General features: G+C 52.4%; 25 protein-coding genes. 17 read left to right on the top strand and 8 right to left on the bottom strand.

Annotation, left to right across the window (positions count from 1 at the left end; all coding sequences use genetic code 11):
• Positions 1 to 140 precede the first annotated feature (140 nt).
• From GQR90_RS12215 to GQR90_RS12200, 4 genes are all read right to left on the bottom strand, one after another.
• A complete protein-coding gene (locus tag GQR90_RS12215) occupies positions 141 to 629 on the bottom strand; it encodes a GAF domain-containing protein (RefSeq protein WP_158774357.1) in 489 nt (162 codons plus the stop codon).
• Between the two features lie 179 nt (positions 630 to 808).
• Positions 809 to 1,627, bottom strand: a complete 819-nt coding sequence (locus tag GQR90_RS12210; protein WP_158775493.1) for a MetQ/NlpA family ABC transporter substrate-binding protein — start codon at positions 1,625 to 1,627, stop codon at positions 809 to 811.
• Positions 1,628 to 1,770: 143 nt separating this feature from the next.
• Positions 1,771 to 2,424, bottom strand: coding sequence for a methionine ABC transporter permease (locus GQR90_RS12205; protein WP_158774356.1), 654 nt, complete (start codon positions 2,422 to 2,424; stop codon positions 1,771 to 1,773).
• On the bottom strand, positions 2,405 to 3,448 hold the full coding sequence (locus GQR90_RS12200; RefSeq protein ID WP_158774355.1) for a methionine ABC transporter ATP-binding protein: 1,044 nt from the start codon (positions 3,446 to 3,448) through the stop codon (positions 2,405 to 2,407). The genes GQR90_RS12205 and GQR90_RS12200 overlap by 20 nt, the downstream gene beginning before the upstream one ends.
• A gap of 573 nt (positions 3,449 to 4,021) precedes the next feature.
• On the opposite strand from GQR90_RS12200, the gene GQR90_RS12195 reads away from it, so the two are divergent.
• The 17 genes from GQR90_RS12195 (at position 4,022) to GQR90_RS12115 (ending at position 22,603) form a co-directional block, all read left to right on the top strand.
• On the top strand, positions 4,022 to 4,633 hold the full coding sequence (locus tag GQR90_RS12195; protein ID WP_158775492.1) for a riboflavin synthase subunit alpha: 612 nt from the start codon (positions 4,022 to 4,024) through the stop codon (positions 4,631 to 4,633).
• A gap of 305 nt (positions 4,634 to 4,938) precedes the next feature.
• Positions 4,939 to 6,240, top strand: coding sequence for an NCS2 family permease (locus GQR90_RS12190; protein ID WP_158774354.1), 1,302 nt, complete (start codon positions 4,939 to 4,941; stop codon positions 6,238 to 6,240).
• Positions 6,240 to 6,785, top strand: coding sequence for an adenine phosphoribosyltransferase (locus tag GQR90_RS12185; protein WP_158774353.1), 546 nt, complete (start codon positions 6,240 to 6,242; stop codon positions 6,783 to 6,785). Before GQR90_RS12190 ends, GQR90_RS12185 begins: the two co-directional genes overlap by 1 nt.
• A gap of 171 nt (positions 6,786 to 6,956) precedes the next feature.
• On the top strand, positions 6,957 to 7,454 hold the full coding sequence (gpt, locus tag GQR90_RS12180) for a xanthine phosphoribosyltransferase (protein WP_158774352.1): 498 nt from the start codon (positions 6,957 to 6,959) through the stop codon (positions 7,452 to 7,454).
• Between the two features lies 1 nt (position 7,455).
• Positions 7,456 to 8,175, top strand: a complete 720-nt coding sequence (gene ung, locus GQR90_RS12175; protein WP_158774351.1) for a uracil-DNA glycosylase — start codon at positions 7,456 to 7,458, stop codon at positions 8,173 to 8,175.
• A 15-nt stretch (positions 8,176 to 8,190) separates the two neighbouring features.
• The gene (locus GQR90_RS12170; protein ID WP_158774350.1) at positions 8,191 to 9,393 is read left to right on the top strand and encodes a glycosyltransferase family 4 protein; all 1,203 of its coding nucleotides are present in this window, start codon (positions 8,191 to 8,193) and stop codon (positions 9,391 to 9,393) included.
• A 251-nt stretch (positions 9,394 to 9,644) separates the two neighbouring features.
• Positions 9,645 to 10,265, top strand: a complete 621-nt coding sequence (locus GQR90_RS12165) for a sulfotransferase family 2 domain-containing protein (protein ID WP_158774349.1) — start codon at positions 9,645 to 9,647, stop codon at positions 10,263 to 10,265.
• A gap of 98 nt (positions 10,266 to 10,363) precedes the next feature.
• Positions 10,364 to 11,217, top strand: a protein-coding gene (locus tag GQR90_RS12160; protein WP_158773421.1) for an IS5 family transposase whose coding sequence is annotated in 2 segments (ribosomal slippage) — positions 10,364 to 10,706 and positions 10,706 to 11,217 — 855 coding nt in all. Because the reading frame shifts where the segments join, the coding sequence is not laid out codon by codon here.
• Between the two features lie 846 nt (positions 11,218 to 12,063).
• The gene (locus GQR90_RS12155; protein ID WP_158774348.1) at positions 12,064 to 13,149 is read left to right on the top strand and encodes a glycosyltransferase family 4 protein; all 1,086 of its coding nucleotides are present in this window, start codon (positions 12,064 to 12,066) and stop codon (positions 13,147 to 13,149) included.
• Between the two features lie 120 nt (positions 13,150 to 13,269).
• Positions 13,270 to 13,899, top strand: a complete 630-nt coding sequence (upp, locus tag GQR90_RS12150) for a uracil phosphoribosyltransferase (RefSeq protein WP_158774347.1) — start codon at positions 13,270 to 13,272, stop codon at positions 13,897 to 13,899.
• Between the two features lie 126 nt (positions 13,900 to 14,025).
• Positions 14,026 to 15,279: a uracil-xanthine permease family protein gene (locus tag GQR90_RS12145; RefSeq protein ID WP_158774346.1), complete on the top strand. Its 1,254-nt coding sequence runs from the start codon at positions 14,026 to 14,028 to the stop codon at positions 15,277 to 15,279.
• A 94-nt stretch (positions 15,280 to 15,373) separates the two neighbouring features.
• On the top strand, positions 15,374 to 16,693 hold the full coding sequence (locus GQR90_RS12140) for an O-antigen ligase family protein (RefSeq protein ID WP_158774345.1): 1,320 nt from the start codon (positions 15,374 to 15,376) through the stop codon (positions 16,691 to 16,693).
• 135 nt (positions 16,694 to 16,828) lie between these two features.
• A complete protein-coding gene (locus GQR90_RS12135) occupies positions 16,829 to 18,142 on the top strand; it encodes an MATE family efflux transporter (RefSeq protein ID WP_158774344.1) in 1,314 nt (437 codons plus the stop codon).
• Positions 18,126 to 19,364, top strand: coding sequence for an O-antigen ligase family protein (locus GQR90_RS12130; protein WP_158774343.1), 1,239 nt, complete (start codon positions 18,126 to 18,128; stop codon positions 19,362 to 19,364). Before GQR90_RS12135 ends, GQR90_RS12130 begins: the two co-directional genes overlap by 17 nt.
• The gene (locus GQR90_RS12125) at positions 19,339 to 20,238 is read left to right on the top strand and encodes a glycosyltransferase family 2 protein (protein ID WP_158774342.1); all 900 of its coding nucleotides are present in this window, start codon (positions 19,339 to 19,341) and stop codon (positions 20,236 to 20,238) included. Before GQR90_RS12130 ends, GQR90_RS12125 begins: the two co-directional genes overlap by 26 nt.
• Entirely contained in the window at positions 20,235 to 21,149 is a 915-nt protein-coding gene (locus GQR90_RS12120; protein ID WP_158774341.1) for a glycosyltransferase family 2 protein, read from the top strand. The genes GQR90_RS12125 and GQR90_RS12120 overlap by 4 nt, the downstream gene beginning before the upstream one ends.
• 68 nt (positions 21,150 to 21,217) lie before the next feature.
• Positions 21,218 to 22,603 (top strand): undecaprenyl-phosphate glucose phosphotransferase, encoded by a 1,386-nt coding sequence (locus GQR90_RS12115; protein ID WP_233266281.1) that lies wholly within the window; start codon positions 21,218 to 21,220, stop codon positions 22,601 to 22,603.
• A 74-nt stretch (positions 22,604 to 22,677) separates the two neighbouring features.
• Here GQR90_RS12115 and rfbC read toward each other — a convergent pair whose 3' ends face one another.
• The 4 genes from rfbC to rfbB all read right to left on the bottom strand — a co-directional run bounded on the left by rfbC (position 22,678) and on the right by rfbB (position 26,479).
• Positions 22,678 to 23,226, bottom strand: coding sequence for a dTDP-4-dehydrorhamnose 3,5-epimerase (gene rfbC, locus GQR90_RS12110; RefSeq protein WP_158774340.1), 549 nt, complete (start codon positions 23,224 to 23,226; stop codon positions 22,678 to 22,680).
• Positions 23,227 to 23,411: 185 nt separating this feature from the next.
• Positions 23,412 to 24,302, bottom strand: coding sequence for a glucose-1-phosphate thymidylyltransferase RfbA (gene rfbA / locus GQR90_RS12105; RefSeq protein WP_158774339.1), 891 nt, complete (start codon positions 24,300 to 24,302; stop codon positions 23,412 to 23,414).
• Between the two features lie 171 nt (positions 24,303 to 24,473).
• Complete coding sequence (gene rfbD, locus GQR90_RS12100; protein WP_233266279.1) at positions 24,474 to 25,397, bottom strand: dTDP-4-dehydrorhamnose reductase; 924 nt, start codon at positions 25,395 to 25,397, stop codon at positions 24,474 to 24,476.
• Between the two features lie 2 nt (positions 25,398 to 25,399).
• Positions 25,400 to 26,479 (bottom strand): dTDP-glucose 4,6-dehydratase, encoded by a 1,080-nt coding sequence (gene rfbB / locus GQR90_RS12095; RefSeq protein WP_158774338.1) that lies wholly within the window; start codon positions 26,477 to 26,479, stop codon positions 25,400 to 25,402.
• Positions 26,480 to 26,549 lie beyond the last annotated feature (70 nt).

The raw sequence follows: 26,549 nt of genomic DNA, 5'->3' as shown, positions 1-26,549 counted from the left end.
GAGTCTTCACGTTACACCTCGCTGCGTGTAACGAAAATAGCCCACTGCTCGCAAGTTGAGCAGTGGGCTATCGGTTCATCAAGGCGCTGTCATCAAGGGGCGGCCATCAAGGTACTGCGTCGATGACCTATGCTGGCACGTTAGCTGGGAACGCTGTCGAAATCACTGGAAGCAATGAAGATTCCAACCAGACGTTCAATGCCGGCCTGATCTTCAGCATCGAAGCGCCCTGGGCTGGGGCTATCCAGATCCAGCACGCCCCATAGTACTTCTTGCTCATCTTGCGAGACGATGACCGGCACGACCAGCTCACTACGAGAGGCGGCATCGCAGGCGATATGCCCGGGGAACTCATACACGTCTGCAATGCGTTGCGTGGTGCGTTGAGTTGCTGCCGCACCACATACGCCCTTGGTGAAGGGGATGGGGTGGCAGGCCGGCTGACCCTGAAAGGGGCCCAGATGCAGTACCTTCGGCTGACGCTGGACATAAAAGCCGGCCCAGTTGAGATTCTCCACCGTCATGTTGATGAAGGCAGCCGTCTGTGAAGCATTGGTCAGCCAGTCGCGAGTGTCGAGAATGGCGTCCAGCTGGCGGGCCAGCAGTGAATAGTCGGGGCGAGCGGCCATGATGGCTCCTGAAGTGCGTCATGATAGTGAGGTGTTGAAAGATGCAGCCATTGGGGATGGCTTTCAAGCGAATCGCTTGTCTGTGTCCATCGACAGAGCGATTCATGCATCAGATACGAAAGCGCCGACCAGAGGTCGGCGCTTTGCGTTCACAGGTCTTTCACAGGCATTGGGGGAGGCTACTTCCAGCCCGGTACCGCAGCGCCCTTGAACAGCTCATCTGCCTTGGCTTCGACTTCTGGTGTCTGATAAGCCTTGACCAGGTTCTTGACCTTTTCGCTGTCTTCATCACCCTGACGAACCACGATCAGGTTCACGTACGGAGAGTCGGCACCTTCACGAATCAGTGCATCCTCCGGCTTCAGACCAGCAGGCTGAGCAAAGGTATTGTTGATGAAGGCCAGATCGACGTCAGGCAGGATGCGCGGCAGCTGGGCGGCCTCGATTTCCTTGAACTGGTAGTCATGAGGATTCTTGGCGACGTCGATCGGGGTCGCTTCGAGGTTGTCCTTGTCGGTCAGCTCGATCATGCCCAGATCGTGCATCAGGATCAGTGAGCGGCCTTCGTTGGACGGATCGTTCGGCAGCGCGATGGAAGCGCCGTCCGGCAGTTCACTGATGTCCTGATACTTCTCGGAGTAGGCGCCGATCGGGTATACGAAGGTCTTGCCGGCACTGGCGAACTTGTAGCCACGCTCACGCACCATGGATTCCATGTACGGCTGGTGCTGGTAGGCGTTGGCATCCAGTGAGCCATCGGCCAGAGCTGCGTTCGGAGACACGTAGTCAGTGAACTCGGTGATCTCGACGTTCAGGCCGTATTTTTCCTTGGCGATGCCAGCAGCGACCTTCATGACTTCGGTCTCGGGGCCTGCGACGGTACCCATCTTCAGGGTATTTTCGTCAGAAGCGTCGTTGCTGCAGCCTGCCAGTAGCGTGGCGCCCAGCAGGGTAGCAGCGCCAGCCAGGCGCAGCGGGGTAGAGAGAGTGGCCAGCATGTTACGCATCGATGTTCTCCTTGTGACCCAGCGTGACCGACGAGGTCCGTGGGGTATTATGAGTGACGACTCATTCAAGTGAGTCGCCACGATACCGAAAATGTCTGCTTCATTTGAGCTTGGAACTAAGCACCTGGTGCTTGTTACTTGTGATCAGACTTGCGCACCAGATGGTCGCCCAGGCTCTGGAAGCCCTGCACCATGACGACAAGGATGATGACGGTCACCAGCATCACCATTGGGTCGAATCGGTTATAGCCGTAGCGAATGCCAAGGTCGCCCAGGCCGCCGCCGCCGACAGTGCCGGCCATCGCGGAGTAGCTGATCAAGGTCACGACAGTAATGGTGAGGCCATTGATGATGCCACCGCGCGCTTCTGGCAGTAGCACCTTGGTGATGATCTGCAGTGGTGTCGCGCCCATGGCCTGTGCGGCTTCGACCAATCCCGGACCCACTTCATTCAGCGCGCCTTCGATCAAGCGGGCGACAAAGGGGATCGAGGCAATGGTCAGTGGCACGATGGCGGCGTTGGTGCCGATGGAGCTGCCAGCGATAAAGCGCGTCAGCGGAATGATGGCCACCATCAGAATGATGAAGGGCACCGAACGGCCGACATTGGTGATGATGCTCAAGATATTGTGGAGTATCGGACGCTCCAGAATCTGGCCTTGGCGTGAGGTGTAGAGCGCCACGCCGAGCGGAATACCGAGTGCCGCCGAGATCAGGCCGGCAATCGCGACCATATAGAGCGTTTCGAGGGTCGACTCGAGAACGAGATTAAGCAATGCGGGTGACATGACCGAGCACCTCCACTTTCAGATCGTGGGATTCGAGATAGTCCAGCGCCTGCTGGGTCTGGCGGCTGTCGCCCATCAGTTCGGCGATCATCAGGCCGAGCGTGCGCTCCTGAATGGATTCCACCTTGGCTTGCAGGATGCTGACATCCACCTGACATTCGCGTGCCAGGCGCGAGATCAGCGGCGTTGAGACGGCATCGCCACTGAAAGCCAGGCGTACGACTGGATGGGTATGTGGGCCAGGTGTCGCCTCCAGGCGCTCAACAAGTGCGCGCGGCGGTTCCAGCTGGAGGAAGTCGTTGAGGAACTCGCGACCAAGACGAGTCTTTGGCGCGGTGAAGAAATCACCGACTGCCGCAATCTCGACCAACTCGCCGTCACTGATCAGCGCGACCTGATCGCAGATGCTCTTGACCACTTCCATCTCGTGGGTGATCAGCAGGATGGTCAGACCGAGCTTGGTATTGATGTCCTTGAGCAATTCAAGGATAGAGGCTGTCGTTTGCGGATCGAGGGCAGAGGTTGCCTCATCACACAGCAGTACCTTGGGCTGGCTGGCCAGCGCACGGGCGATGGCGACACGCTGTTTCTGGCCACCGGAAAGCTGGGCAGGGTATTGGCTGGCCTTGTCGCTCAGGCCGGTCAGTTCCAGCAACGGCTCAACACGCTTCTGGATCTCGGTCTTCGAGATGCCCGCCAATTCCAGTGGCAGTGCCACATTGGAAAATACAGTGCGTGAGGACAGTAGGTTGAAGTGCTGGAAGATCATGCCGATTTGATGCCGCGCCTTGCGCAGTGAAGCTTCATCAAGGGCCGTCAATTCCTTGCCATCGACCACGATACTTCCTGCAGTAGGACGTTCGAGAAGATTGACGCAGCGAATGAGAGTCGACTTACCGGCACCGGAGAGACCGATGACACCGGTAATGGCGCCCTGGGGAACCGTCAGACTGGCATCCTTGAGCGCGACCACGGCCTTGTCACCACTGCCGTAAGTCTTGGAGACGTTCTTGAGTGTGATCATGGGGGTCCGAATGGTTGAGGCACCAGCCGGAATGCGGGCGAAAGTCTGCGGGGAGCAGAGCGTTCTGCGCAGAAAAACAGAGGAGTGATCCAGTGGGTAAAAAAGACCACCCAAAAAGGGTGGCCATCAACGCTGGACACACCCTTTTAGCAGAACTTGCACCTCGTGAGACAAGCTCTCGGGGTGGGCGCCCGCAATCCGGGTACAAATCGGCGCCAAACAGATTTGAGGCGCATTCTATCAGTCAGCCCCCTGCTGTCAACGACTTTGGTCGGGCGTCAGGAGTTTGACGCACCCGTCAGCTTGCACGGCAATTCACTGATACTTCTTGCAAGAAATACCTTACAAGAATCGCAAGGGCAGCACTGCACGTTGACAGTTGACAACGCTAGTGTGGTTCCGCTGCCTATCGCGAAGCGAACAGCCGATGTCCTGAGTATCACGGCTGCCGTGATTCGGCGCACCGTGCTAGGATTTCACTCTGGCATGTAGAGAGTCATCTTGATGCGACATGTCGTTCATATCCACCGCTTCCGCACTGTCGGGGGCACTGTTGTCGAGGAAGGCTCGCGGATGTTCACCGGTATCGTACAGGGCATGGCCGAAGTGGTGGCCATTGAAGAGCGCTCCGAGTTTCGGACTCATCAGGTCAGGTTACCGCCGGGACTGGAAGTCGGGTTGGCGCTAGGTGCCTCAGTGGCGCATAACGGGTGCTGCCTGACCGTGACCCACCTCGAGGGGCAGTTGGCCAGCTTTGATCTGATGCGCGAGACCCTGCGTCTGACCAACTTGGGCGAAATTGAGAGTGGCAGTTACGTCAATATCGAACGTGCAGCGCGTTTTGGTGATGAGATCGGGGGGCATTCCATGTCGGGGCACGTGATGGCAATGGTCACGATCGATGCCATCGAGGCGACTGCGGATAATCGCCGCATCTGGTTCCAGGCGCCGGCTGAACTGATGCGTTTCCTTTTTGACAAGGGTTATGTGGGTCTTGATGGCGTCAGTCTGACCATCGGAGAGGCGCGGGGCACACGCTTCTGCGTCAATCTTATCCCCGAGACGCTTGAGCGTACCCTGATGGGCATGCGCGCAGTTGGCGATCAGATCAATCTCGAGGTAGATCCGCAGACTCAAGCGATTGTCGAGACGGTTGAGCGAGTGATGGCATCGCGTCTGGCATGAGATTTGCAAGTTTGCAGTGGATCAATGCAGAGCCCTGATACCAATAGTCGTCTGACTGGTCAGGAAATATGCCAGGAAGGCTCGATTCGCTGCAGCCCTTTGGGTACCATGTTGCGCCTTTCGATGCCCTGCCGCTGGCGGGGCATCGTGGTTCAGGCAGGCTGCACGGATGATGAGGCAGTGATCATCATCCTGTGAAGCATTCCTGTCCGAGTGAATGAGTTCGTGTTGATCCACCATCTGCGAACATCATCAACGACTTCGCCTTGCCGGACAGGCACTGCCAAGGATAGAGGCTATCAACAATGCTGGAACGTGTTTTCAAGCTCTCAGAGCACGGCACCAACGTGCGCACCGAAGTCATCGCCGGATTTACCTCCTTCCTCGCGATGGCCTACATCATCTTCGTGGCGCCCTCGATGCTGGCCTCGACGGGCATGGATCATGGCGCGGTTTTCGTGGCGACCTGTCTGGCCGCCGCGATTGGCTGTCTGATCATGGGACTTTACGCCAATTATCCGATTGCCCTGGCACCAGGCATGGGCTTGACGGCGTTCTTCACCTATACCGTGGCCGGCCAGATGGGCGTGCCTTGGCAGATCGCTCTCGGCGCAGTTTTCCTGTCAGGTGTCAGCTTCTTCCTGCTCTCCGCCTTCAAGATTCGCGAGTGGATCATCAATGCCATTCCCGCCTCGCTCAAGACGGGCATCGCTGCCGGCATCGGCCTGTTCATGGCGATCATTGCCCTGCAGGGCAGTGGGATTGTGGTTGATGCACCGGGGACGCTGGTCACACTGGGGGATCTGTCCTCACCGGCCGCCATGTATGCGCTGTTGTCATTCTTCCTGATCGTTGCATTGTCTTATCGCAAGGTGATCGGCGCGGTGATGATCGGCATTCTGGGTGTCACGCTACTGGCCACTCTGACGGGCAACAATGACTTCCATGGCTTCGCCTCCATGCCGCCAAGCATGCTGCCGACGCTGGCGCAGCTCGATATCGCGGGTGCCTTCAATCTGGGCATGGTCTCGATCATCTTCGCCTTCCTGTTCGTGGACCTGTTCGATACTTCCGGTACGTTGATCGCTGTCTCCCAGCAGGCAGGACTGACCAATGAGCGTGGTCATCTTCCGCGTCTTGGACGCGCCTTGATGGCAGATTCCAGCGCCACCATGGTCGGCTCGGTAATGGGCACATCCAACGTGACCAGCTACATCGAATCTGCCACTGGGGTGGCGGCAGGTGGGCGTACCGGCCTTACCGCGGTAGTGGTGGCTGGCCTGTTCCTCGTCAGCCTGTTCCTGTCGCCGCTGGCGACCTCGATTCCGGCCTTTGCTACCGCCGGTGCGCTTCTCTATGTTGCCTGCCTGATGACGGGTGGACTGGCGCGCATCGACTGGAATGATATTACCGAAGCGGCACCTGTGGTGCTTGCCACCCTGGTGATGCCGCTGACCTACTCGATTGCCAACGGAATCGCGCTGGGCTTTATCAGCTACGTCGTGATCAAGCTGTTCTCTGGCCGCTATCGTGATCTGAGCCCGGGGCTGGTGATTCTCGCCATCCTGTTCGCCTGCAAATACCTGTTCCTCGACGGAGCCCTTTAATGAGCATCTACAGCGACTATATCAAGTCTGTCATCCGCACTGTGCCGGACTGGCCCCAGAAGGGCGTCAACTTCCGTGACATCACGCCGGTACTGCAGAACTCGGCGGCATTTCGCAAGTTGATCGACTCCTTCGTGCATCGCTATCAGGAGATGGACATCGACGCCATCGCCGCCATCGATGCGCGTGGTTTCATCATCGGAGCGCCGTTGGCATATGAGCTGGGCTGCAGCTTCGTGCCGGTGCGCAAGAAGGGTAAGCTGCCGTTCAAGACCATCAGCGAGACCTACACGCTGGAGTACGGTGAATCCACCGTCGAACTGCACTCCGATGCCTTCCGTGAAGGTGATCGCATCCTGGTGATGGATGATCTGATCGCCACTGGCGGCACCATGCTGGCCGCGTGCAAGCTGATTGAGCGCAGCGGCGGTATCGTGGTCGAGACGGCAGCGATCATTGATCTGCCCGAGCTGGGTGGTTCTGCCCGGATTCGTGAAGAAGGTCACAGCGTATTCGCGGCCTGCAGCTTTACTGAATCCGAGTAAGCCTGCGCCATGACGATGGCCCTGCCCTTTGGCAGGGCCATCGTCGTTGGTAAGCGCCTTTCAGTGGTGAGAGCCGTGGCCTGAGTTGCCAGTGCGGCTCGATCTCTACCTTGTGCGGTGGTGAAACAGCCACCATGCTTCAATTCTGTCCTGTCATTGCGAGTGACTCACATGTCTTCCGAACGCTACCACGACCACTTCATCGTCTCCTGGGATCAGCTGCACCGCGACGTGCGCGCACTCTGCCATGATCTGAGTGGACGTGACTTCAAGGGCATCATCGCCATTACCCGCGGCGGCTTGATCCCGGCGGGTCTGATTGCCCGCGAGTTGGGTATTCGTCATATCGATACCGTCTGTATCAAGAGCTATCACGACCACATGGAGCAGGGTGGACTGGAAGTGGTCAAGGGCGTTGATCATGATGGTGACGGCTGGCTGCTGGTGGATGATCTGGTCGATACCGGCAACACTGCTCGCGCCGTGCGTGAGATGCTGCCCAAGGCGCACTTCGTGACTGTCTATGCCAAGCCGGAAGGTCGCCCGCTGGTCGATGGCTTCATCACGGAAGTGCCGCAGAACTGCTGGATCCAGTTCCCGTGGGACATGGGGATCGCCTACGTCGAGCCGATCTCCGAGCAGCTCAAGAAGCAAGCGAGCGATAGCTGACATGCCGCTGGAGACTGCCACTTCCGGTAGCTCCGAGGTGCTGCCTGCCGACTGGCAGGCGCATCTTGGGCAAGAGTTCCACGCCGACTACATGCAGCGATTGAAGACGTTCCTGCGTGCCGAGAAAAATGCTGGCAAGGTGATCTATCCGCACTCTGATGACTGGTTTCGTGCCTTCTGGCTGACACCGCTCTCCAAGGTCAAGGTGGTGATTCTGGGCCAAGACCCTTACCACGGACCTGGCCAGGCACATGGGCTGTGCTTTTCCGTGCGCCCCGGCGTGCGTCCCCCTCCCTCGCTCAAGAACATCTACAAGGAACTGGCGACCGATGTCGGGGTCGAACCGGTCGATCACGGCTTCCTGGAAAGTTGGGCACAGCAGGGCGTACTTCTACTCAACAGTGTGTTGACGGTAGAGCAGGCCAAGGCCGCTTCGCACCAAAAGCAAGGTTGGGAGATGTTCACCGACCGTGCCATTGACGTGATCAATCAATACTGTGAGGGGGTCGTCTTTCTTCTCTGGGGCAGTTACGCCCAGAAGAAGGCCAGCGCCGTGGATAGCCAGAAGCATCTGGTCTTGCATGCCCCGCACCCCTCACCGTTAGCGGCTCACCGCGGCTTCTTTGGCTCGCGTCACTTCTCACAGGCCAATACCTGGCTGCAAGCACGTGGCGAGATATCCATCGAGTGGCAGTTGCCATTGGTCCATGCCTTAGAGTGAACACGGAATACCACAGTGACGGATTTGACATTGAAAGGGCCTCGCACCGGCCATCTGATAAGCCTCAAGAATCTGGGAGGTGCCGAGCGCACCTTCACCAACTTCTTCAAGATGGCCGTCAGGGAGCGAGATCATCATGTCCTGCTGCAGACACCCGTCATACATTCCATGTTGCAACCGGTCTATGCCGATCATTCTGATCGAGTACATGACATAAAGTGCTATCGGGGCGTCAAGATACCGCGCCAGATTCGGTGGCTGCGCAATACCTGTCAGACGCGATTGCTTGAAGAAGAGGGCATTCAGGCAATCGTGGTGTGGAACAAATTCCGTCACCATCCGCTACATTTTCCTGAACATATCAGCCTCATCCATTATGAACATGGTGCTGCCTGGTTCGTGGAACCTTCCCCCGATGTCCATGAGTACCTTTCCCGGGTCGATGGCATCATCTGCAATTCACATGCGGCCAGTCGCATGCTTCAGTTATCGCTAGGAATCAGTGAGTCGCTACCCTGCAAGGTTGTACGTAATTCAATCGTGCTACCTGAGGTATCTTCAGATCATCCTGAAGGTCGCTTCAGGATCGGCTTTGCGGGCCGATTGACCGGTCTCAAGGCGCCAGTGATCGCCATCGAAGCCTTGCGGGAGCTCAAGGCTCGCGTTCCCCATGCCGAACTGTGGATCGCGGGAGAGGGCGTGCTGGAAAGCGCACTCAAATCCCTGGTCGCCGATTGGGGGTTGGAGGACAGCGTGCGTTTCTGTGGCTTGCTGGACGACATGAGCGAGTTCTATTCCTCGCTGGATGCCTTCGTGTGTCCTTCCTGGCGTGAACCCTTCGGCAATGTGGTGCAGGAGGCACTGGCGCATGGTGTCCCCGCCATCGTCGGTAATGTGGATGGACTCCCCGAGCAGATCACGCCTGGCGTCAATGGTGAAGTGCTTGCTCCACGCAGAAGTCGAGAGGTACTGGCTATCTACGGCAAGGATTTTACTCAAGGACCTGATCGCGTCTATAGCCCAGCGCAGGATGACATCGTGGTTGCCAAGGTGCTTGAGCCGACAGATATCGCCGGTGTGCTTGAGTGGTGGGCAGCATCCCCTCAACAACGTCGTGCCATGGGCGCGGCAGCACGGGATATCATCGCCAAGGACTTCTGCCAGCAGAATTACTGTGAGGGGATAGGGGAATTCATCGAGCATGTGGTCGGTGGTTGAAAGCCTCAAGCCGATAGCGTGAGGTCCATTACCTGATGCAATATCAATCAGTAAGCGATTATTGATGTTGGATTTTCAGATTTTTCTCATAAGTTTGCTTCCATCATTTTTGCATCTTCTCTGTGACATGATGATCTTTGCTTTCATTTTCTTCCTCTAGACTACTGACACATTATATAGGTTACATAACTTGTCATCGCAGCCGCTTGAGTGCATTGGAGGGCGGCTGCCTCTAGGCCTAGAGTGCTAACATGTGGCGAAGAAAAGATTTTCCGTATCGAAAGCATTTTGTTAAGCATAAATGCATCTTTGTACATATTCCCAAGGCTGCAGGCACCTCGGTGCTGGCGGCATTGGGGAAAACGCAAGAGAAGGGTAGAGACCATATTTCTTGGCAGACCTACAAGAAATGTAGCAGTCGGAAATTCAATGCCTATTTCAAATTCTCTTTTGTAAGAAACCCTTATGATCGTGCTCTTTCCGCGTATCGTTATATATTGAGCGGTGGTAACCAAGGAGCGCAGGATTTATCTGTGGCTCAAGAGATAGCTCAATACTCAAGTTTTGATGATTTTGTCGAGCGCGCCCTTTGGAAGGGAGCCTTCCGGAGCCATCTTCTTTTTTTACCTCAATCATCCTTTATCATGGATGCCAATGAAGTGCTGATGGTGGACTTTCTAGGATATTTTGAAACTCTCGAAGAGGATTTCAAGTTCATAGCAGAGACACTGGGAATTGAATCGCAGGTTGCACATCATAATAAGGGTAATACCCCCGCTTCTGCCGGTAACGTGGATATGGCGACTTCCACGCGAGAGAAGTTGGCGATCATGTATGCGCAGGATTTTGTCAATTTTGGGTATACCCCCTGATGATTGTCAGAATCGACGGTCTCTTCGCTTGAGGCTAGGTTTTGTACGAAAAGTCATTTTTGATAATGTGGCCCATGCACATCCAGCATAGGTGCGGTATGGCAGGACGTTACGAAATCTCTGATAGCCAATGGCAGTTGATCGAAGACATTGTGTCACCAGCTCAAGCGATGGGCAGGCCCAGGAAAGACGATAGACAGATGTTGAACGGCATCTTTTGGGCTCTATGCTCTGGCGCCAAGTGGCGCGACCTTCCCGAACGTTATGGCCCTTGGAGCACTGTCTACGCCAGGTTCCGCCAATGGCGTGATGACGGTACCTTTGAGGCGGTCTTGTCGCGCCTTCAACTTCGGCTTCGCGAAGATGGCCTAATGGATCTCGAGACCTGGATGATCGACTCAACAGCCGTTCGTGCAACACGCGCCTCCGCTGGTGGAGGCAAAAAGGGGGATCTGAAGAACCCTTAGACCATGCAATGGGCCGGAGTCGTGGAGGCATCACGACCAAAATTCATTTGATCTGTGATCGCCTTGGCTGGCCCATCGCTTTCACACTGTCGGGAGGGCAAGAGTCGGATACCCGGTACTTCATGCCCACCCTGGAAAAAGTTTATCTACCGGGGAGTCTTGGTCGGCCACGAAAACGTTGCCGCTACATCGTGGCAGACAAGGGCTATGACAGTGATGAGTTGCGCCGTTACTGCGACCGCGTTCGAATCAAGCCGATCATCGCTCAACGAAGGATCAAGCGAAAACCCCGTCCAGGTCTCCCACGGGGTTTTGATAAACCTATGTACCGTCAGCGCAATATCGTGGAGCGTTCTTTCAGTTGGCTGAAAGAGTTTCGTCGTATTGCGACGCGATATGAAAAGCTGGCCCGTAGCTTTTATGCGATGGTATGCGTAGCTTGCATACGCCGCTGCCTACGAGCCGACTTTTCGTACAGAACCTAGTCACGCTTTGCACCAGAACCAGTAGCAATTGAGCCAGTAGCAGCAACAGCTAAAGCGATGACAACACCCATGATGCATGAAAGCTGTACGTTTTTGTCATCAAGAGATCGAAAGAGTGGATGTCAGTCGTCCGCGCATTTCGAGAGCCTCGTCTTATCCTGCCACGAATCACGTCTGCACCACGGATGGTGCAGAAGCGTTGCCCCCCCTGCAAAGCCCAGCCTCTCGATGCAGTCGCAAGCCCTGTCGTTGGCCCTGCCGCATGTCTTTGCAAACGTGGAGAACTGACCTGAAGTCACCCACCTCACGCTAGCCTACTACGCCCAGAGGAATGTTTCCCCTATGATGGTTCGCGAAGTCGAGCCGCCTAAGGAATATCAACAAAGACGCGTCACCAAAGGCATGTTCGAACGAGAGCAGTACTGACAGGATAGTACCGACAGAAGGGTAGCCCTTGCTCTCTTCCCATTGTCATGATGAGGCGATAGTATGCCGTCAATATAAGTAATAAATATATTACGTAATGACTACCATCGGCGGTATTGAGCTTGCTTACCTGGTAAACCTGCTTGCCTGATAAATCTGCTTAACTGAAAAATCGCCTGCCTGACGCAATTATTAGTCTCTCTTGAACAGCGCGAGAAAACGCTGTCACGACATGATTTCCCTGCAATGGCAATTATCAGTGTGGGTGCTCGGTCAATCTACATCTCAGGGAATGACATGCAAAGACAGCCTAGAACCGGACATCTGGTCAGCCTCAAGAATCTTGGGGGGGTCGAACGGCACTTCTCGCGTTTCTTGAGCTCCATGCTCAGTACGGGACACGATTACCATGTATTACCCATGACTACAGAGCTTCACCCGATCGTACAGGAAGAGCAGGAGCCCAATCTGGAACGCTTCCACTCGATCAAGGGGCCTTGGGGTATCAGTCTCCCGCGTCAGATACCGGGTTTGCGCAAGGCCTATCAGAAGACGCTGTTAAAGAAGCTCGATCTTGATCAGCTTGTCGTGTGGAACAAATACACGAACATGCCCCTCGCACTTCCCGCCGAGTTACCCATCGTTCATTTTGAACGGGGTAGTGCCTGGTTCATCGACCCCACCCCTGAAGTACAGCGCTATCTATCGAGATGGTCGGGCGTGATCTGCAATTCACATGCTTCTCTTCGTGTGCTGCAGTTGAAGCTCGGGTTGTCTGTCGATTGTCCTGCACTAGTTGCACGCAATGCGATGGCGCTTCCACCAGCGATGGCAACACATGACTCTTCGATCTTTCGCCTTGGGTTTGCCGGGCGCTTGACGGCATTGAAAGCCCCCGTGGTAGCGCTGGAAGTCATTCGTCTGCTGCGTGAAAAGTGCACGAATGTACAGCTTCACATCGCGGGGGATGGGCCCTTGCGTGATCCGCTTGAAAAAATGGTGAAGGCGTGGGGATTGGATGAGGTCGTCCACTTCCATGGCATCGTTCAGGACATGTCTCTGTTCTATCGTCATCTTGATGCGTTCATTTGCCCTTCATGGCGTGAACCCTTCGGCAACGTGGTGCAGGAAGCGCTGGCACATGGTGTCCCTGCCATCGTCAGCAACGTGGATGGCTTGCCAGAGCAGGTGACGCATGGACACAACGGTGCGGTACTCCCGCCGGAGCGCTCGATCGATACGCTTGGGGATTACGACTCGGCCTTCGTCGGCCCCAAGGTCTGCGTTTATTCTCCTGAGCAGGATGCGATGGTGGAGGCAAAGGTCATGTCCGCTGAATCCGCAGCTCAGATTTTGCGGGAGTGGATGAATGACCCTACCTCTCGTCAAGCAATGGGAGCGCGGGCGCGTACGACCATACTGGAGCATTTTGATTATCCGCAATATTGCGCAAGTGTCGGCGAATTTCTTGACCGCTTGGCCAGCGAGAGAGCTCAACGCGCTTAACATCAATGGCATGCTCGGCTAGAATACGCCCAATTTGCCAGCCTCCCTGTTGCCCTCGTCCCGAACCGGCGGGGTAGCTGCGCATCGCGAGCACCATCTTCTGTCCCAAGAGGTATATCCATGAGCGTCCATGCCATCAATCATCCACTGGTCCAGCACAAGCTTGGCCTGATGCGCGCTGCAGGCATCAGCACCAAGAGTTTTCGTGAGCTGGCCAGTGAGGTCGCCAAGCTGTTGACCTATGAGGCGACCCAGGACTTGGAGCTCGAGACCACCACGATTGATGCTTGGAGCGGTAACGAGCTCGAAGTGCAGAGCATCAAGGGCAAGAAGGTCACCATCGTCCCTATCCTGCGCGCTGGTCTTGGCATGCTGGATGGTGTGACTGACTTGATCCCCAGTGCGCGCATCAGTGTGGTGGGCCTGTACCGTGACGAAGAAACGTTGGAGCCGGTACCATACTTCGAAAAGTTCGTGTCTGATCTCGATGAGCGTCTGGCCATCGTGATTGATCCGATGCTGGCGACTGGCGGCTCCATGATCGCCACGCTGGACATGCTGAAAGCAAAGGGATGTCAGCAGATCAAGGTCATCGTACTGGTCGCGGCGCCAGAAGGTATTGCCAAGGTGCAGGAGTCCTATCCTGACATCGAGATCTATACGGCCTCCGTCGATGACCGTCTCGATGAGAGTGGCTACATCGTGCCGGGTCTCGGTGATGCCGGTGACAAGATCTTCGGCACGCGCTAAGCGTCACGCGTGAATACCAAAACGCTCCACGTCTCCTGCGTGGGGCGTTTTTTGTATCCATTCAACCTGTCTCTGCTGACAGGTCATGTCTTTATCCTGTTCCCTTGCTGAAAAGAAACCATGTCCATGCAGCCTTCTTCATCTGATCTTGAAGCATCGCCAGGCAAAGAACCTTTTACGCTGATGACCCTCGTTACCGGTGCTCAAATGCTGTTCGTGGCATTCGGGGCACTCGTGCTGGTTCCTCTGCTGACAGGACTTGACCCCAACGTCGCGCTCTTTACGGCAGGCATCGGCACGTTGGTGTTCCAGTGCGTCACCAAGGCCAGCGTGCCGGTGTTCCTCGCATCGTCGTTCGCCTTCATCGCACCTATTCAGAGCTCGGTGGCAAGCTTCGGTATTTCGGCCACCATGGGAGGCTTGTTCGTGGCAGGGCTGGTATATGCTGTGCTTGCACAGATCATTCGCCTTAAGGGAGTCGGTATCGTGCATCGGCTTCTGCCAGCGGTAGTGGTTGGGCCTGTCATCATGGTGATTGGTCTTGCGCTAGCCCCGACGGCAGTCCAGATGGCAACTGGTGAGTTCAGTGACATCATCACTCATGGCCAGGCCCTGATACTGTCTTTGTCAAGCTTGGGAGTGACGCTGTTCCTGTCGATATTCGGTCGTGGAATCTGGCGTTTGATTCCGATACTGGGCGGGATTTTGACTGGCTATCTATTGGGACTGGCACTGGGAGTTATTGATCTTGCCCCGATACATGCGGCCAATTGGCTCGCACTGCCGAGTTTCACGACTCCGACTTTTGAGTTCTCTGCCATTCTGTTCATGATCCCGGTGGCCATTGCCCCTGCGGTGGAACATATTGGCGATATGGTCGCGATCGGATCTGTCACTCGGCAGAATTATCTGAAAAAGCCGGGCCTGCATCGCACGCTGCTAGGAGACGGCTTGGCGACATCGGTCGCTTCCATGTTCGGAGGCCCGCCAAATACCACCTATTCTGAGGTGACCGGTGCCGTCATGCTTACACGTAACTTCAATCCGCGGGTGATGACCGTCGCTGCCTGTGTCGCCATCGCTCTGGCCTTTGTTGGCAAGGTCGGCGCCATTCTGCAAACTATCCCCACACCAGTGATGGGCGGAATCATGTGTCTATTGTTCGGCTCCATTGCCGTGGTCGGCATGAATACGCTGGTACGCTCCGGCGAGTCGCTGACTGCGCCACGCAATCTGGTGATTGCCTCATTGATCCTGGTATTCGGAATCGGTGGCATGCAGGTTGGGGGCGGGCAATTCACGCTCCAGGGTGTCAGCCTGGCTGCGATTCTAGGAATCGCGCTCAACTTGATACTACCCCCCGCAAGAGAAGGAGAATGAGGCATCGCATCAGCATGAAGTTTCATGCGGTCTAGTGAAATCTCAATATCAATATTCTGTTTTTTAAAGTCGTATACCAAAGTGATAAATTAACATGACATTACTGGACAAGTGGGACGACAATACTCATTGGAAGAGTCCACAGTGGTTGCTGATAATTGGTGTTTTATCATTACTGACGTATGCCTTTGGCAAGGTATTGCTAGGAGATGTCGCTAAGCCAGCAGAGCTCATGCTGGCACTTTCGGGATTGGTGGCATTCTGTATTTGGGGGAAGGAGCTGCGCCGTAACGTATTGCTGCTGCTGGGAGCCGTCATTCTCGTGCAATTGTTATCCTGGGGCATGGGACGCTTGCACCATCCTGAGTGGACGAATGCATCTCCTAGTATCGATCGTCTTGCCAAGCTATTCATCTTTATCAGCATTGCATGGTGGTTACGGGGGAGTACACGTAATACCTTGTTGATCTGGTCTCTGGCCACCTTTGGTGTACTGTTGGCAACGGTGATCAATGCGCCTCCTGGAGATGGCTGGATAGCAGGTTTCAGTGGTGAACGAGTGGGTTTTGGAGTCAGAAACCAACAACATGCCTCGATGCTTTTTGGCGTTATATGTATTGGTTTGATCATCTTTGCCAAACGATGTGTCAAACCTGGCCGTGGGCAATTCATTCGAATGGTAACTTGGCTAGCCGCGCTGTCCATGATTATCGCAGGCCTTGCGATAGGACAGACTCGCGCGGTGTGGGGTGGAGTATTCGTCGCGCTGATAGTCGGACTTTGCAGCTGGTGTCTCTATGTACTGACGCGCGACGGTGTCAGGTATTTGCTGAAGCCCCTCGTTGTCATCCTGCTGATCGTCATGGCAGCAGCCACGATATTGTATTGGTCGTTTGGTGAAGTGTTACATGATCGTTTCGAGATGGAAGGTCAAGTGATAGGCCAGATATTGCACGGTGATGTGAGTCAAGTGCCTTATTCTAGCCTAGGCGTACGAATTCATAGTTGGGTAGCGGCTACTCAATGGATTGCAGAGCGTCCATGGGTTGGGTGGGGGGCTGAAGGACGAAGTCTAGTCATGGATGAAACTCCTTGGTTGCCTGAATGGGTCGCGCAAGAATTCGGGCATCTACATAACTTCTTCATTGAAATATGGGTGGGGTACGGAATATTAGGCCTTCTAGCAATTACTGCACTTGCTTGCTGGATTGGTTATGCGACATGGAAGGCTTGGCGCTCAGGAGATATGCCTGGCGATATGGCATTGTTTGGTACCTCATTTTTTGCTTATTGGATGATAGTCAATCAAATGGAGTCCTATGACTCTTTTTGGACGGGAGTCTATGTGCATAATTTGATTGTGGGTGGTTTGATAACACATTACTGGAAGTCATGTGTTATCAATAAAGATTGAGTTGATAAATGACAAGATGTCGCTGCAAGGATTGAAGATGATTTTCGCTACCGATCAGGCTGCTTTATTTTGTGATCAGAGTGTATTTATACCAAAGTCATTCTTTGAAGCAGTGCTTGATTCAAGAGAGTTACCATGAAGAGTTTACAAAATCACAAGGGCAAACTGGTATTTTTATCTACCTTGTGTGCACGCGGCGTTGGTGCAATAGGATCAGTATTGTTGGGAATCATTCTAGGGCGACTCCTCGGGGTTGCTGGGTTAGGTATTTTTTCGATTATTCAAGGAATTCTGCTAGGCGCGGCTATCTTTGCCAGATTTGGAATGGATAACGCCTTGATGCGTTTTGTCGGTATATCACCAGAGGATGTAAGGAATATTGGATACTTGAAGTTGGCATTGTATCGAGCATTAATGTATTCCTTAGCAATCGCTATTTTAGGTTTGACTGCCCGCTATCTTCTGGGAGATATTCTGTCAATCGATATGCAAAATATGCTGGTCTATGTCGTGTTGGCTATTCCAGCCATGACAGGCGTATACCTGATGTCAGGGTTCATGAAAGGGATGGGAAGGCCCGCAGCTGCTTGTCTCTTGGAGAGTGGCTATATTTCTCTACTGACAGGTTGTATTTTGCTCGGATGCTATCTGGTCTATCAAGAGTGTCGAATAGAGTGGACTGCTGTTGCGCTGATGATTGCCTGTTGGTTGGTCTTTCTACAAGGTGCTATCCAGATTTTTTATATTATCAATAAGGCTAAATACAAGACCACCGATAATAAAGATATTGATCAACCTGGTTTTTTGAATTCATCCAAAGATTTTTTTGTCATGAGTCTTGCGGAATTCATGCAGAATGTCGCAGGGGTGCTGATAGCAGGCATGCTGTTGAATACAATAGAGCTTGGTCTTTTCAAATCAGCAGAAAGGATAGCGCTGATTATCGGATTTATCTTGATGCTGATTTCAGCCATTTACCCCCCCAAATTCGCCAAATATTATTATGAGAAAGATTTTGAAGGATTGAAGAGTGCCGCCAGGCGTAGTTCATTGGTAGGATTGATGATGAGTCTGCCATTGCTGGTGGCATGTTTGTTATTTCCTGAGTATTTGCTGAGCATATTTGGTGATGAATTTACGAAAGCTGCTGATTACCTACGAATTCTGGCGGTGGCGCAGACCTTCAATATCGTGACAGCGAGTGTCGGTTTCATGCTTAACATGACGGATAATCAGAAGGTCATGCGAAACATCTCAGTGGGATGTACGCTTCTTGGGCTTATGCTGTTTGTCATATTGATCCCCTTATGGGGAGCATTGGGGGCAACGCTGGCATTGGCCATCGTGTTAACGTTGCAGAATTCTATTGCTATGATAGCTGTCAGAATTCGTCTCGGATTTTGGATATATCCTTATTTAAGCGGGAGGTCAAATGTCAATGTTGTCTAGATGTGTTATGCGCTATTCATTGTACAAAATTAATTTATGGAAATTATTGATTTTCGTATCTCCGATTATTTTCTCTATTTTACCATCTGGAAAATTGGCAGGTTTTCCTATTAAATATATCTTTGCTGGTTTTGTGTTGGTATTATTTTTGACAAAGTTGAGTTCAATAAATGGTGTCTTTTTAAAACACATGGCTGGTGTTTCCGTTTTTTTAACTTTACAGTTATTTCATGGCTATTCTGAATTTGGAAAGATGGCGATATCAGAATTTTTATTAGCTTCAGGAGCAATATTGATAGGTATGATTTTAGTTCATTTGTTCGAGGTCTATAAATGGGGGTTACATGAGCTGTGTATGGTTTATAAAGTAGTTGTTATATTTTCTTTGTTGTTCAAGGCTGTGATTATAGCCTCGTATTATTATATAGGTAATTATCAAGATTTTATTGATGTCTTCCTTACTGAATACGTGAGCTTTTTTGGCGCTGGATTCATGACAATGCAACTACCAATGAATATGATTCGAGTCTTTATTCAAACGGATTTAGTTGTAGCGTTATTTCCGCTTGTGCTTTTGATGTCGAAGAGGGAATGTTGTTTCAATTATATCAATAGAATACTTGTTGTAATTTCTAGTATAGTTGTTATTTTAGGCTTTTCTCGATATAATATGCTAGTTTCAGGATTGGCTCTCTCTATTTATTTTTATAGAGATAGGGATATCTTCTGGATAAAATTTGTTTTTTTATTTTTAATTTTTATTGCAGCTTTAGCGTTTTCAGATGAATTGATTGAATTTGTGAAACTACGGTTTCTATCTCCTCAGAACACAGCGTCGGATGCAATTAGATATAATCAAGCAGGGGCGCTTTGGAATTTGTTTGACCAAAACTATTGGTTTGGTGGTGGCTTTGGAGCTTATAGTAAGGAAGTTATTCGATCATTCTCGTCTCCATTTTCCTATGAGCAACAAATGCTTTCTTTATTGGCTAAATGGGGTGTGATTGGCTTCGCTATATTTGTATTTTACATATTTTATATAATTTATTTCGGCGCTATTAAAAAAGGATATCTATATGTACTATTTCTTTTGCTTTTTTTATTAGCTTCGTTATTCAATCCATATCTTTTCAGTTCAAATATGGTTATGATTTACATGACTTTATATTATATTTTATTTTACGAGGTGTCTGTGCATGACCAATCGTTTCAAAAAAAATAAACCGTCTCTCATTTATGCCGTGATCGTCACTTACAATCCAGATGTGGCTAGAGTCAAGGAAATGGTAAAGACACTTTCTAGTCTGGAACTCCGTGTCATCGTTGTTGATAATACCGAGTCTCCAGATAAGGCGTTATCATTTGCGTGCTCAGAGGCTATCGCTCTAGGCTACAATAGTGGCATCGCCCATGCACAGAATATAGGTATTGCTCAGGCCTTGAAAGACGATGCTGATGCGATCATATTCTTTGATCAAGATAGTCGAATTGATGAGTTAATGATCAAGCAACTGACACTTGCACTTGATGTGCCAAGCCCCTTGATTGTGGCCCCTGTGTTTTACGATGAGAAGAATAATTTTGAGTATCCCGCAATACTCGTTGATCAATATGGTTTCCGAAAAAAAATATATCCTTCTTTCTGTCACCATCCGGTCAGTGTCGATATCGTGATTTCGTCGGGTACGATGGCCAACCGTCAAGCGTTGGAAAGAGTTGGGTTGATGAATGAATCTCTCTTTATCGATTATGTTGATACAGAGTGGTGTCTGCGTGCACGTTCACTTGGGGTTCCGATAAAGGTGATACCTGGCGCAGTAATGTTACATTCTATCGGTGATAACTCACTTGACTTGAAGTTTTTTAAAGTCCCTGTGCACAGTCCTGCTCGACGGTACTATAGGGTGCGTAATTCTTTTTATCTACTTGGAATGAAACATGTCCCGAATCTCTTGGCCATGAGAGAGATAGTATTCGCCTTCATACATCAAATCGTGATTCTCTGTGCTGTGCCAGGACGACGTGAATACTTACGTTTTTTCTATAAAGCGCTTAAAGATGTTGTCTGTAAAAAGAAAGGTAAGATATCCCTATGAACGCTGAAAATTGCTTGGTGGTAGTGCCAACGTATAATGGTTTGAAGGATCTGCAGCGACTCATCGACAGCTTGCCATCCAATGCCCATTTTTTTGTCATTGATTCGTCTTCCAGTGACGGCACTGCCGACTATCTGACAGAACATGAGGTTGATCATCTGGTGATACCGACATCAGAATTCAATCATGGAGGAACTCGGCAAAGAGCGCTTGTCGAGCGTCCCGGCTACGAAATCTATATTTTCATGACGCAGGATGCTTACCTTGCCGAGCCAGAAGCGATCGAATATCTGATTCAGCCCTTCGAAGATCCGATGGTTGGCGCAGTGTGTGGCAAGCAATTGCCACACTTGGAGGCAAGGCCACTGGGCAGACACGCACGTCTGTTCAATTATCCTGTGGGCTCTCGCACCAAGACGATGGCAGATGCTTCAGTGCTTGGAATCAAAGCGGCGTTCATGTCTAATTCTTTTGCTGCCTATCGTTCGGAATCGCTGATGTCTGTTGGAGGCTTCCCAGGCCATGTCATTCTGGGTGAGGACATGTATGTTGCGGCACGTATGTTGATGGCGGGATGGAAAGTCGCTTATCAGGGATCAGCCAGGTGTCATCATTCGCATGATTATACTTTGCTTGAAGAGGGCAAGCGCTACTTTGATATCGGGGTCTTTTTATCGCGTGAAAATTGGATTCAGGAAAGTTTTGGCAGTGCGGGTGGTGAAGGGATGCGGTTTGTGGTTTCAGAATTGAAATTTCTTGCTCAGCATGGGAAGTTCTACATTCCCGATGCGCTTGTAAGAAATGGTATTAAAATGTTGGGTTTCAAATTAGGCAAGCAGGAGAGACGTCTGCCGATTAAATGGAAACGAAAACTGAGTATGCACAGACGTTTCTGGAATTCCTCCCCATAGCGCAAATTTTTTCTATATTCAGATGGTGACCATCAAGAGCCATTTGTCGATATCTTATAGAGGTATTAATGAGTAATATTGATCGGTCCATTAGTGGTTTTGGTCCTTATACGCATATGTTGGTTCGCGCGGCCGATATACTTGTTGTTGCTCTGGCGGGTTGGTTTGCCTATTGGCTTAGATTTGATAGTGTTTTCATGACGGAGCGCTATCAGTGGGCTCTGGTTATTGGTATGTGTATAGCTTCATTGATCTTGCCTAGCTTTAGCCTTTATAAATCATGGCGTGGCAAACTTCGTGTCATTCTTGCAATGAAAGTCGTTGTGGCTTTCTTGTTTGTGGGTAGTATTTTGTCAGTTGTCGTGTTCTTCAGTGGTAAAAGTGTGGAGTTTTCCCGTATCTGGGTCATGAGCTGGATGATTCTTTCTGCTTTATTTTCGGTAGTGATGCGGGGAATCGCCTATCCTCTTCTCAATATCATGCGCATGAAAGGTGCCAATCGCAAGACTGTAATGTTGATTGGAGATGCTCATTCCTGTGCTACAGCTTATCAACATTTACAGAGAGTTCCTTCTGCTGGATTTGATGTGGCACGTATTTTGGTTGTGGGTGAAGATGAACATGGAGAGCTTGCGGATCGTGAGTTTGAGATTCATGTGCCGGGCGAAAAAATCACAGATCATGAAGCCGAGATCTGGATTTGTCTTCCGATATCCGAAGGGGCGACTGTCAGAAAAATTCAAAAGGATTTAAGCTTTTCGACAAGTAATTTACGATATATGCCTAACTTGTCGGATTTGAGATTGATCAATCATAGAATATCCAACGTGGCCGATCTTTACATGATGGATCTAAGCTGTAGTCCAATGACGGGTTGGAATTCGTTCTGTAAATCGATATTGGATCGATCTCTAGCTTGCCTGATTTTGCTGATGATCAGTCCGGTGATGCTGATCGTTGCGATCGGCGTCAAGATGTCTTCCTCAGGGCCTGTTTTTTATCGGCAGGAGCGTGTGGGGTGGAACGGAAAACCTTTTGATATTTTAAAGTTTCGATCCATGCCGATGGATATTGAACAGTCTGGCGTACATTGGGGAGGGGCGAAGCACAAGAAGCTCTCTCGCTTTGGTAAGTTCATTCGTTCTACCAGCCTGGATGAGCTACCTCAGTTCATCAATGTCTTCAATGGTAACATGTCCATTGTTGGGCCTCGTCCTGAGCGCACTGTATTCGTGGAAAAATTCAAATCTGAAATTCCAGGGTATATGCAAAAGCATATGGTAAAAGCCGGGATTACGGGGTGGGCACAGATCAATGGATGGCGAGGAGATACTGATCTCGAGAAAAGGATAGAATGTGATCTCTGGTATATAGAGAATTGGTCAATCATTCTGGATCTGAAGATAATCTTCATGACTATATTCAAGGGGTTTGTGCACAGAAACGCTGCGTGACCTGTTTTTGGTATAGCCCCCCATTACCCGTTCAGCATGTCGCTGAACGGGTAATGGAATCGTGAAAGTACTAATCAATCGAATTTTCTTGCATCACCGAACGTAGTACCCGCTTCATCCTTGCCGGACAGCTGAGGCGCTTCTCCATTGACCAGCGGCCACTCGATACCCACCGTGGCATCGTCCCACTTCATGGAATATTCATCGCCGGGCGCGTAGTAATCGCTGCACTTATACTGGAATTCCGCGGATTCACTGATGACGTAGAATCCATGGGCGAATCCCGGTGGTACCCACAACATCTGCTTGTTGTCTTCGCTCAACAGTGCACCGACCCACTGGCCGAACGTAGGGCTGCTCTTGCGCATGTCAACGGCCACATCGAACACTTCACCCTGTGTCACACGTACCAGCTTGCCCTGCGGCTGATTCAACTGGTAATGCAAGCCACGCAAGATGCCTTGACGAGACTTGCTGTGATTGTCCTGCACGAAGGTGTAGTCACCGCAGTGCTCGACGAATTCGCTATGACGAAAGGTTTCCATGAAGAAACCGCGCTCATCGCCAAAGACTTGCGGAGTCAACAGCACGACATCGGGGATGGCGAGTTTTTCGTAGTTCATGCGGGGCTTGCTCCTGAATGGGGCAGTGATTGATTCGACGACAATGACTTCGATGGCAGATCAAGTTTGTCGCGTTCTCTCATGAAAATTCCCGCAGTCGTCATCAGCAATGAGACGACTGCGGGAATATAGACACTAGCATTGCCTTCAGCTTGTTCACACTAAAGGACTAGGCGCGCCATGTCTCAGTGATTGCCACTGCGCTTGTCTGCAAGACGCTTGAGCAGGTACTGGCCATAGCCGGTCTTCTTGAGTGCGGAGCCCTGGGTTTCCAGCTGCTCGTCGCTGATCCAGCCGTTGGTCCAGGAAATCTCTTCCAGGCATGCCACCTTCAAGCCTTGACGGTGCTCGATGGTCTGCACGTACTGACCCGCTTCCAGCAGGCTGTCGTGGGTGCCGGTGTCCAGCCACGCAAAACCGCGGCCCAGACGCTCGACCCGCAGGTCACCGCGCTCCAGATAGGCATTGTTGACGCTGGTGATTTCCAGCTCACCGCGCTCTGACGGCTCAACCTGCTTGGCGATCTCGACCACATCGTTGTCGTAGAAATAGAGACCGGTCACCGCGTACGGTGACTTGGGCTTGAGCGGCTTCTCTTCAATGGAAATCGCGGTGCCTGACTCGTCAAACTCGACCACACCGAAGCGCTCCGGGTCTTGTACCAGGTAGCCGAAGACGGTGGCGCCACTCGGCTGGTCTGCCGCGCGCTTGAGCTGCTCGGAGAAGTGCTGGCCGTGGAAGATGTTGTCACCCAGCACCAGGCAGACCGGATCATTGCCGATGAATTCTTCACCGATGATGAACGCCTGCGCCAGGCCATCGGGGCTTGGCTGCACGGCATACTCGATGCGCACGCCATACTGGTCGCCGTTGCCAAGCAGCTTTTCATACTGCGGCAGATCTTCCGGGGTGGAGATGATCAGAATCTCGCGGATACCGGCCAGCATCAGTACCGATACCGGATAGAAGATCATCGGCTTGTCGTAGATCGGCAGCAGTTGCTTGGAAACACCCAGCGTGATGGGGTGCAGTCGTGTGCCGGAACCGCCGGCGAGAATGATGCCTTTACGCGCCATATCAAATGTCCTTGTCGAATCGACGTGTTATGTAGTGCAGAGAAAGTCTGATGCAGAAAGTATGTAGTGCACAGACAGTGAGCCGCATGGCGCTGACCAGTTCACGAAGCCATTGTTCATGAAGCATTGTCAGCGCCAACGGCTGAAAGCCTCAGTCGGAACCAGCAAGGCTCAGCGATCAAGATGTTCTTTCAGGGTCAGTGACAACTGTGCGTCCCAGCTCGGCAGCGAATAGCCCAATGCCGCTTCCAACTTGCCCAATGCCAGGCGCGAGTTCAACGGGCGCGCAGCGGGTGTCGGGTAGTCGGCGGTCGGAATGACGTCCAGCGTCTCAGGGTCAATCGCCAGCGTCTCTCCCTGCTCGATGGCCTGGCGGAAGATGGCCTGGGCGAAACCGTGCCAGCTGGTAGTGCCTCGCGGGGCCAGATGATACAGACCACTCGCGACATTCTGGCGCAACGCCTCACAGGTCAGTTGCGCGATCAATCGGGCGGGGGTCGGTGCGCCGATCTGATCGTTGACGATGTTCAGCGTGTCACGGTCACGCCCGAGCTTGAGCATCGTTTTCATGAAGTTGTTGCCGCGCGCGGCGTACACCCAGCTGGTACGCAACACCAGATGACGGCACTCACTCGCCATCACGGCATCATCGCCGGCCAACTTGCTCTCACCGTAGACCGAGAGCGGCGCTGTCGGGCTGTCCTCGCTCCAGAACTGCTCGCCATCGCCCGGATAGACGTAGTCGGAGGAATAGTGCACCAGCACCGCGCCCTGGGCGCTTGCTTTCTCCGCCAACAACGCCGGTAGCTCAGCATTGAGCCGCATGGCGTCTTCGCGTTGCGCTTCGGCCTTGTCGACGGCGGTCCAGGCGGCAGCATTGAGAATCAGCTGTGGTTGATAGGCATCCACATAGGCGGCCACCGCGTCCAGATCACTGGCATCCATGTCACTGCGGCGCGGGGCACGCACTTCTCCGAATGGCGCGAAGCTACGCTGCAACTCGAACCCGACCTGGCCATTGCCGCCAAGAATGAGAATTCTGCCGAAACCGTTGTTCAACGGCGTAGTGCACGATGCCATCTTGTCCGCTGCCATGATCAGCTCCCGGTTCCGAGGCGCTCGCCACGGTAGCTGCCGTCCTGTACACGCTGCCACCAACTTTCATTGGCCAGATACCACTCGACCGTCTTGCGCAGGCCGGTCTCGAAGGTTTCCTGTGGCACCCAGCCCAACTCACGCTCGATCTTGGCGGCATCGATGGCATAGCGCACATCATGGCCCGGTCGATCCGTCACATAGCTGATGAGGTCTTCATAGTGGGCAATGCCAGCCGGCTTCTCGGGCACTAACTCTTCCAGCAGTGCACATAGTGTCTTGACGACCTCGATGTTCTGCTTCTCGTTATGGCCACCGATGTTGTAGGTCTCGGCAATCTCACCCTCGGTCGCGACCTTGATCAGTGCACGTGCATGATCTTCCACGTACAGCCAGTCACGCACCTGCTTGCCATCGCCATACACCGGCAGTGACTTCCCTGCCAAGGCATTGAGAATCATCAACGGAATCAGCTTCTCGGGGAAATGGAACGGGCCGTAATTGTTGGAGCAGTTGGTGACCAGTGTCGGCAGGCCATAGGTACGCTGCCAGGCCCGCACGAGGTGATCCGAACTGGCCTTGCTGGCCGAGTACGGAGAACTCGGGGCATAAGCTGTTGTCTCAGTAAAGAGGTCTTCTGGCCCTTCCAGATCGCCATACACTTCATCTGTCGAAATATGATGGAACCGGAAACCGGCAGCCTTCTCGGCATCGGATGCTTTCAAGTCTTTCCAATAGTGACGTGCCGCTTCCAATAACTGATAAGTGCCGACGATATTCGTCTCGATGAAATCTGCCGGGCCATCGATGGAGCGATCCACGTGACTCTCGGCCGCCAGGTGCATCACGATATCCGGCTGAAACTCCGCGAAGACAGCCTTCATCTTCTCGCCGTCACAGATATCGGCTTGCACGAAGTGATAGCGCTCGGAATCAGCGACATCAACTAATGACTCAAGATTACCGGCATAGGTCAGCGCATCAAAATTGATAACAGTGTGCCGGGTAGAACGGATCAGCTCACGTAGGACCGCAGAGCCAATGAAACCGGCGCCGCCGGTGACGAGGAAGGTTTTAGGCATTGAATGTTCCACTTGATTGTCATTAAGGGCTTTTTGACGCTAAAAGAGTGCCACGTGATATGAATCTTAC

The sequence above is a fragment of the Cobetia sp. L2A1 genome (genome assembly GCF_009796845.1).
GTDB lineage: Bacteria > Pseudomonadota > Gammaproteobacteria > Pseudomonadales > Halomonadaceae > Cobetia.
This window is presented reverse-complemented; position numbering and strand designations above follow the sequence as displayed.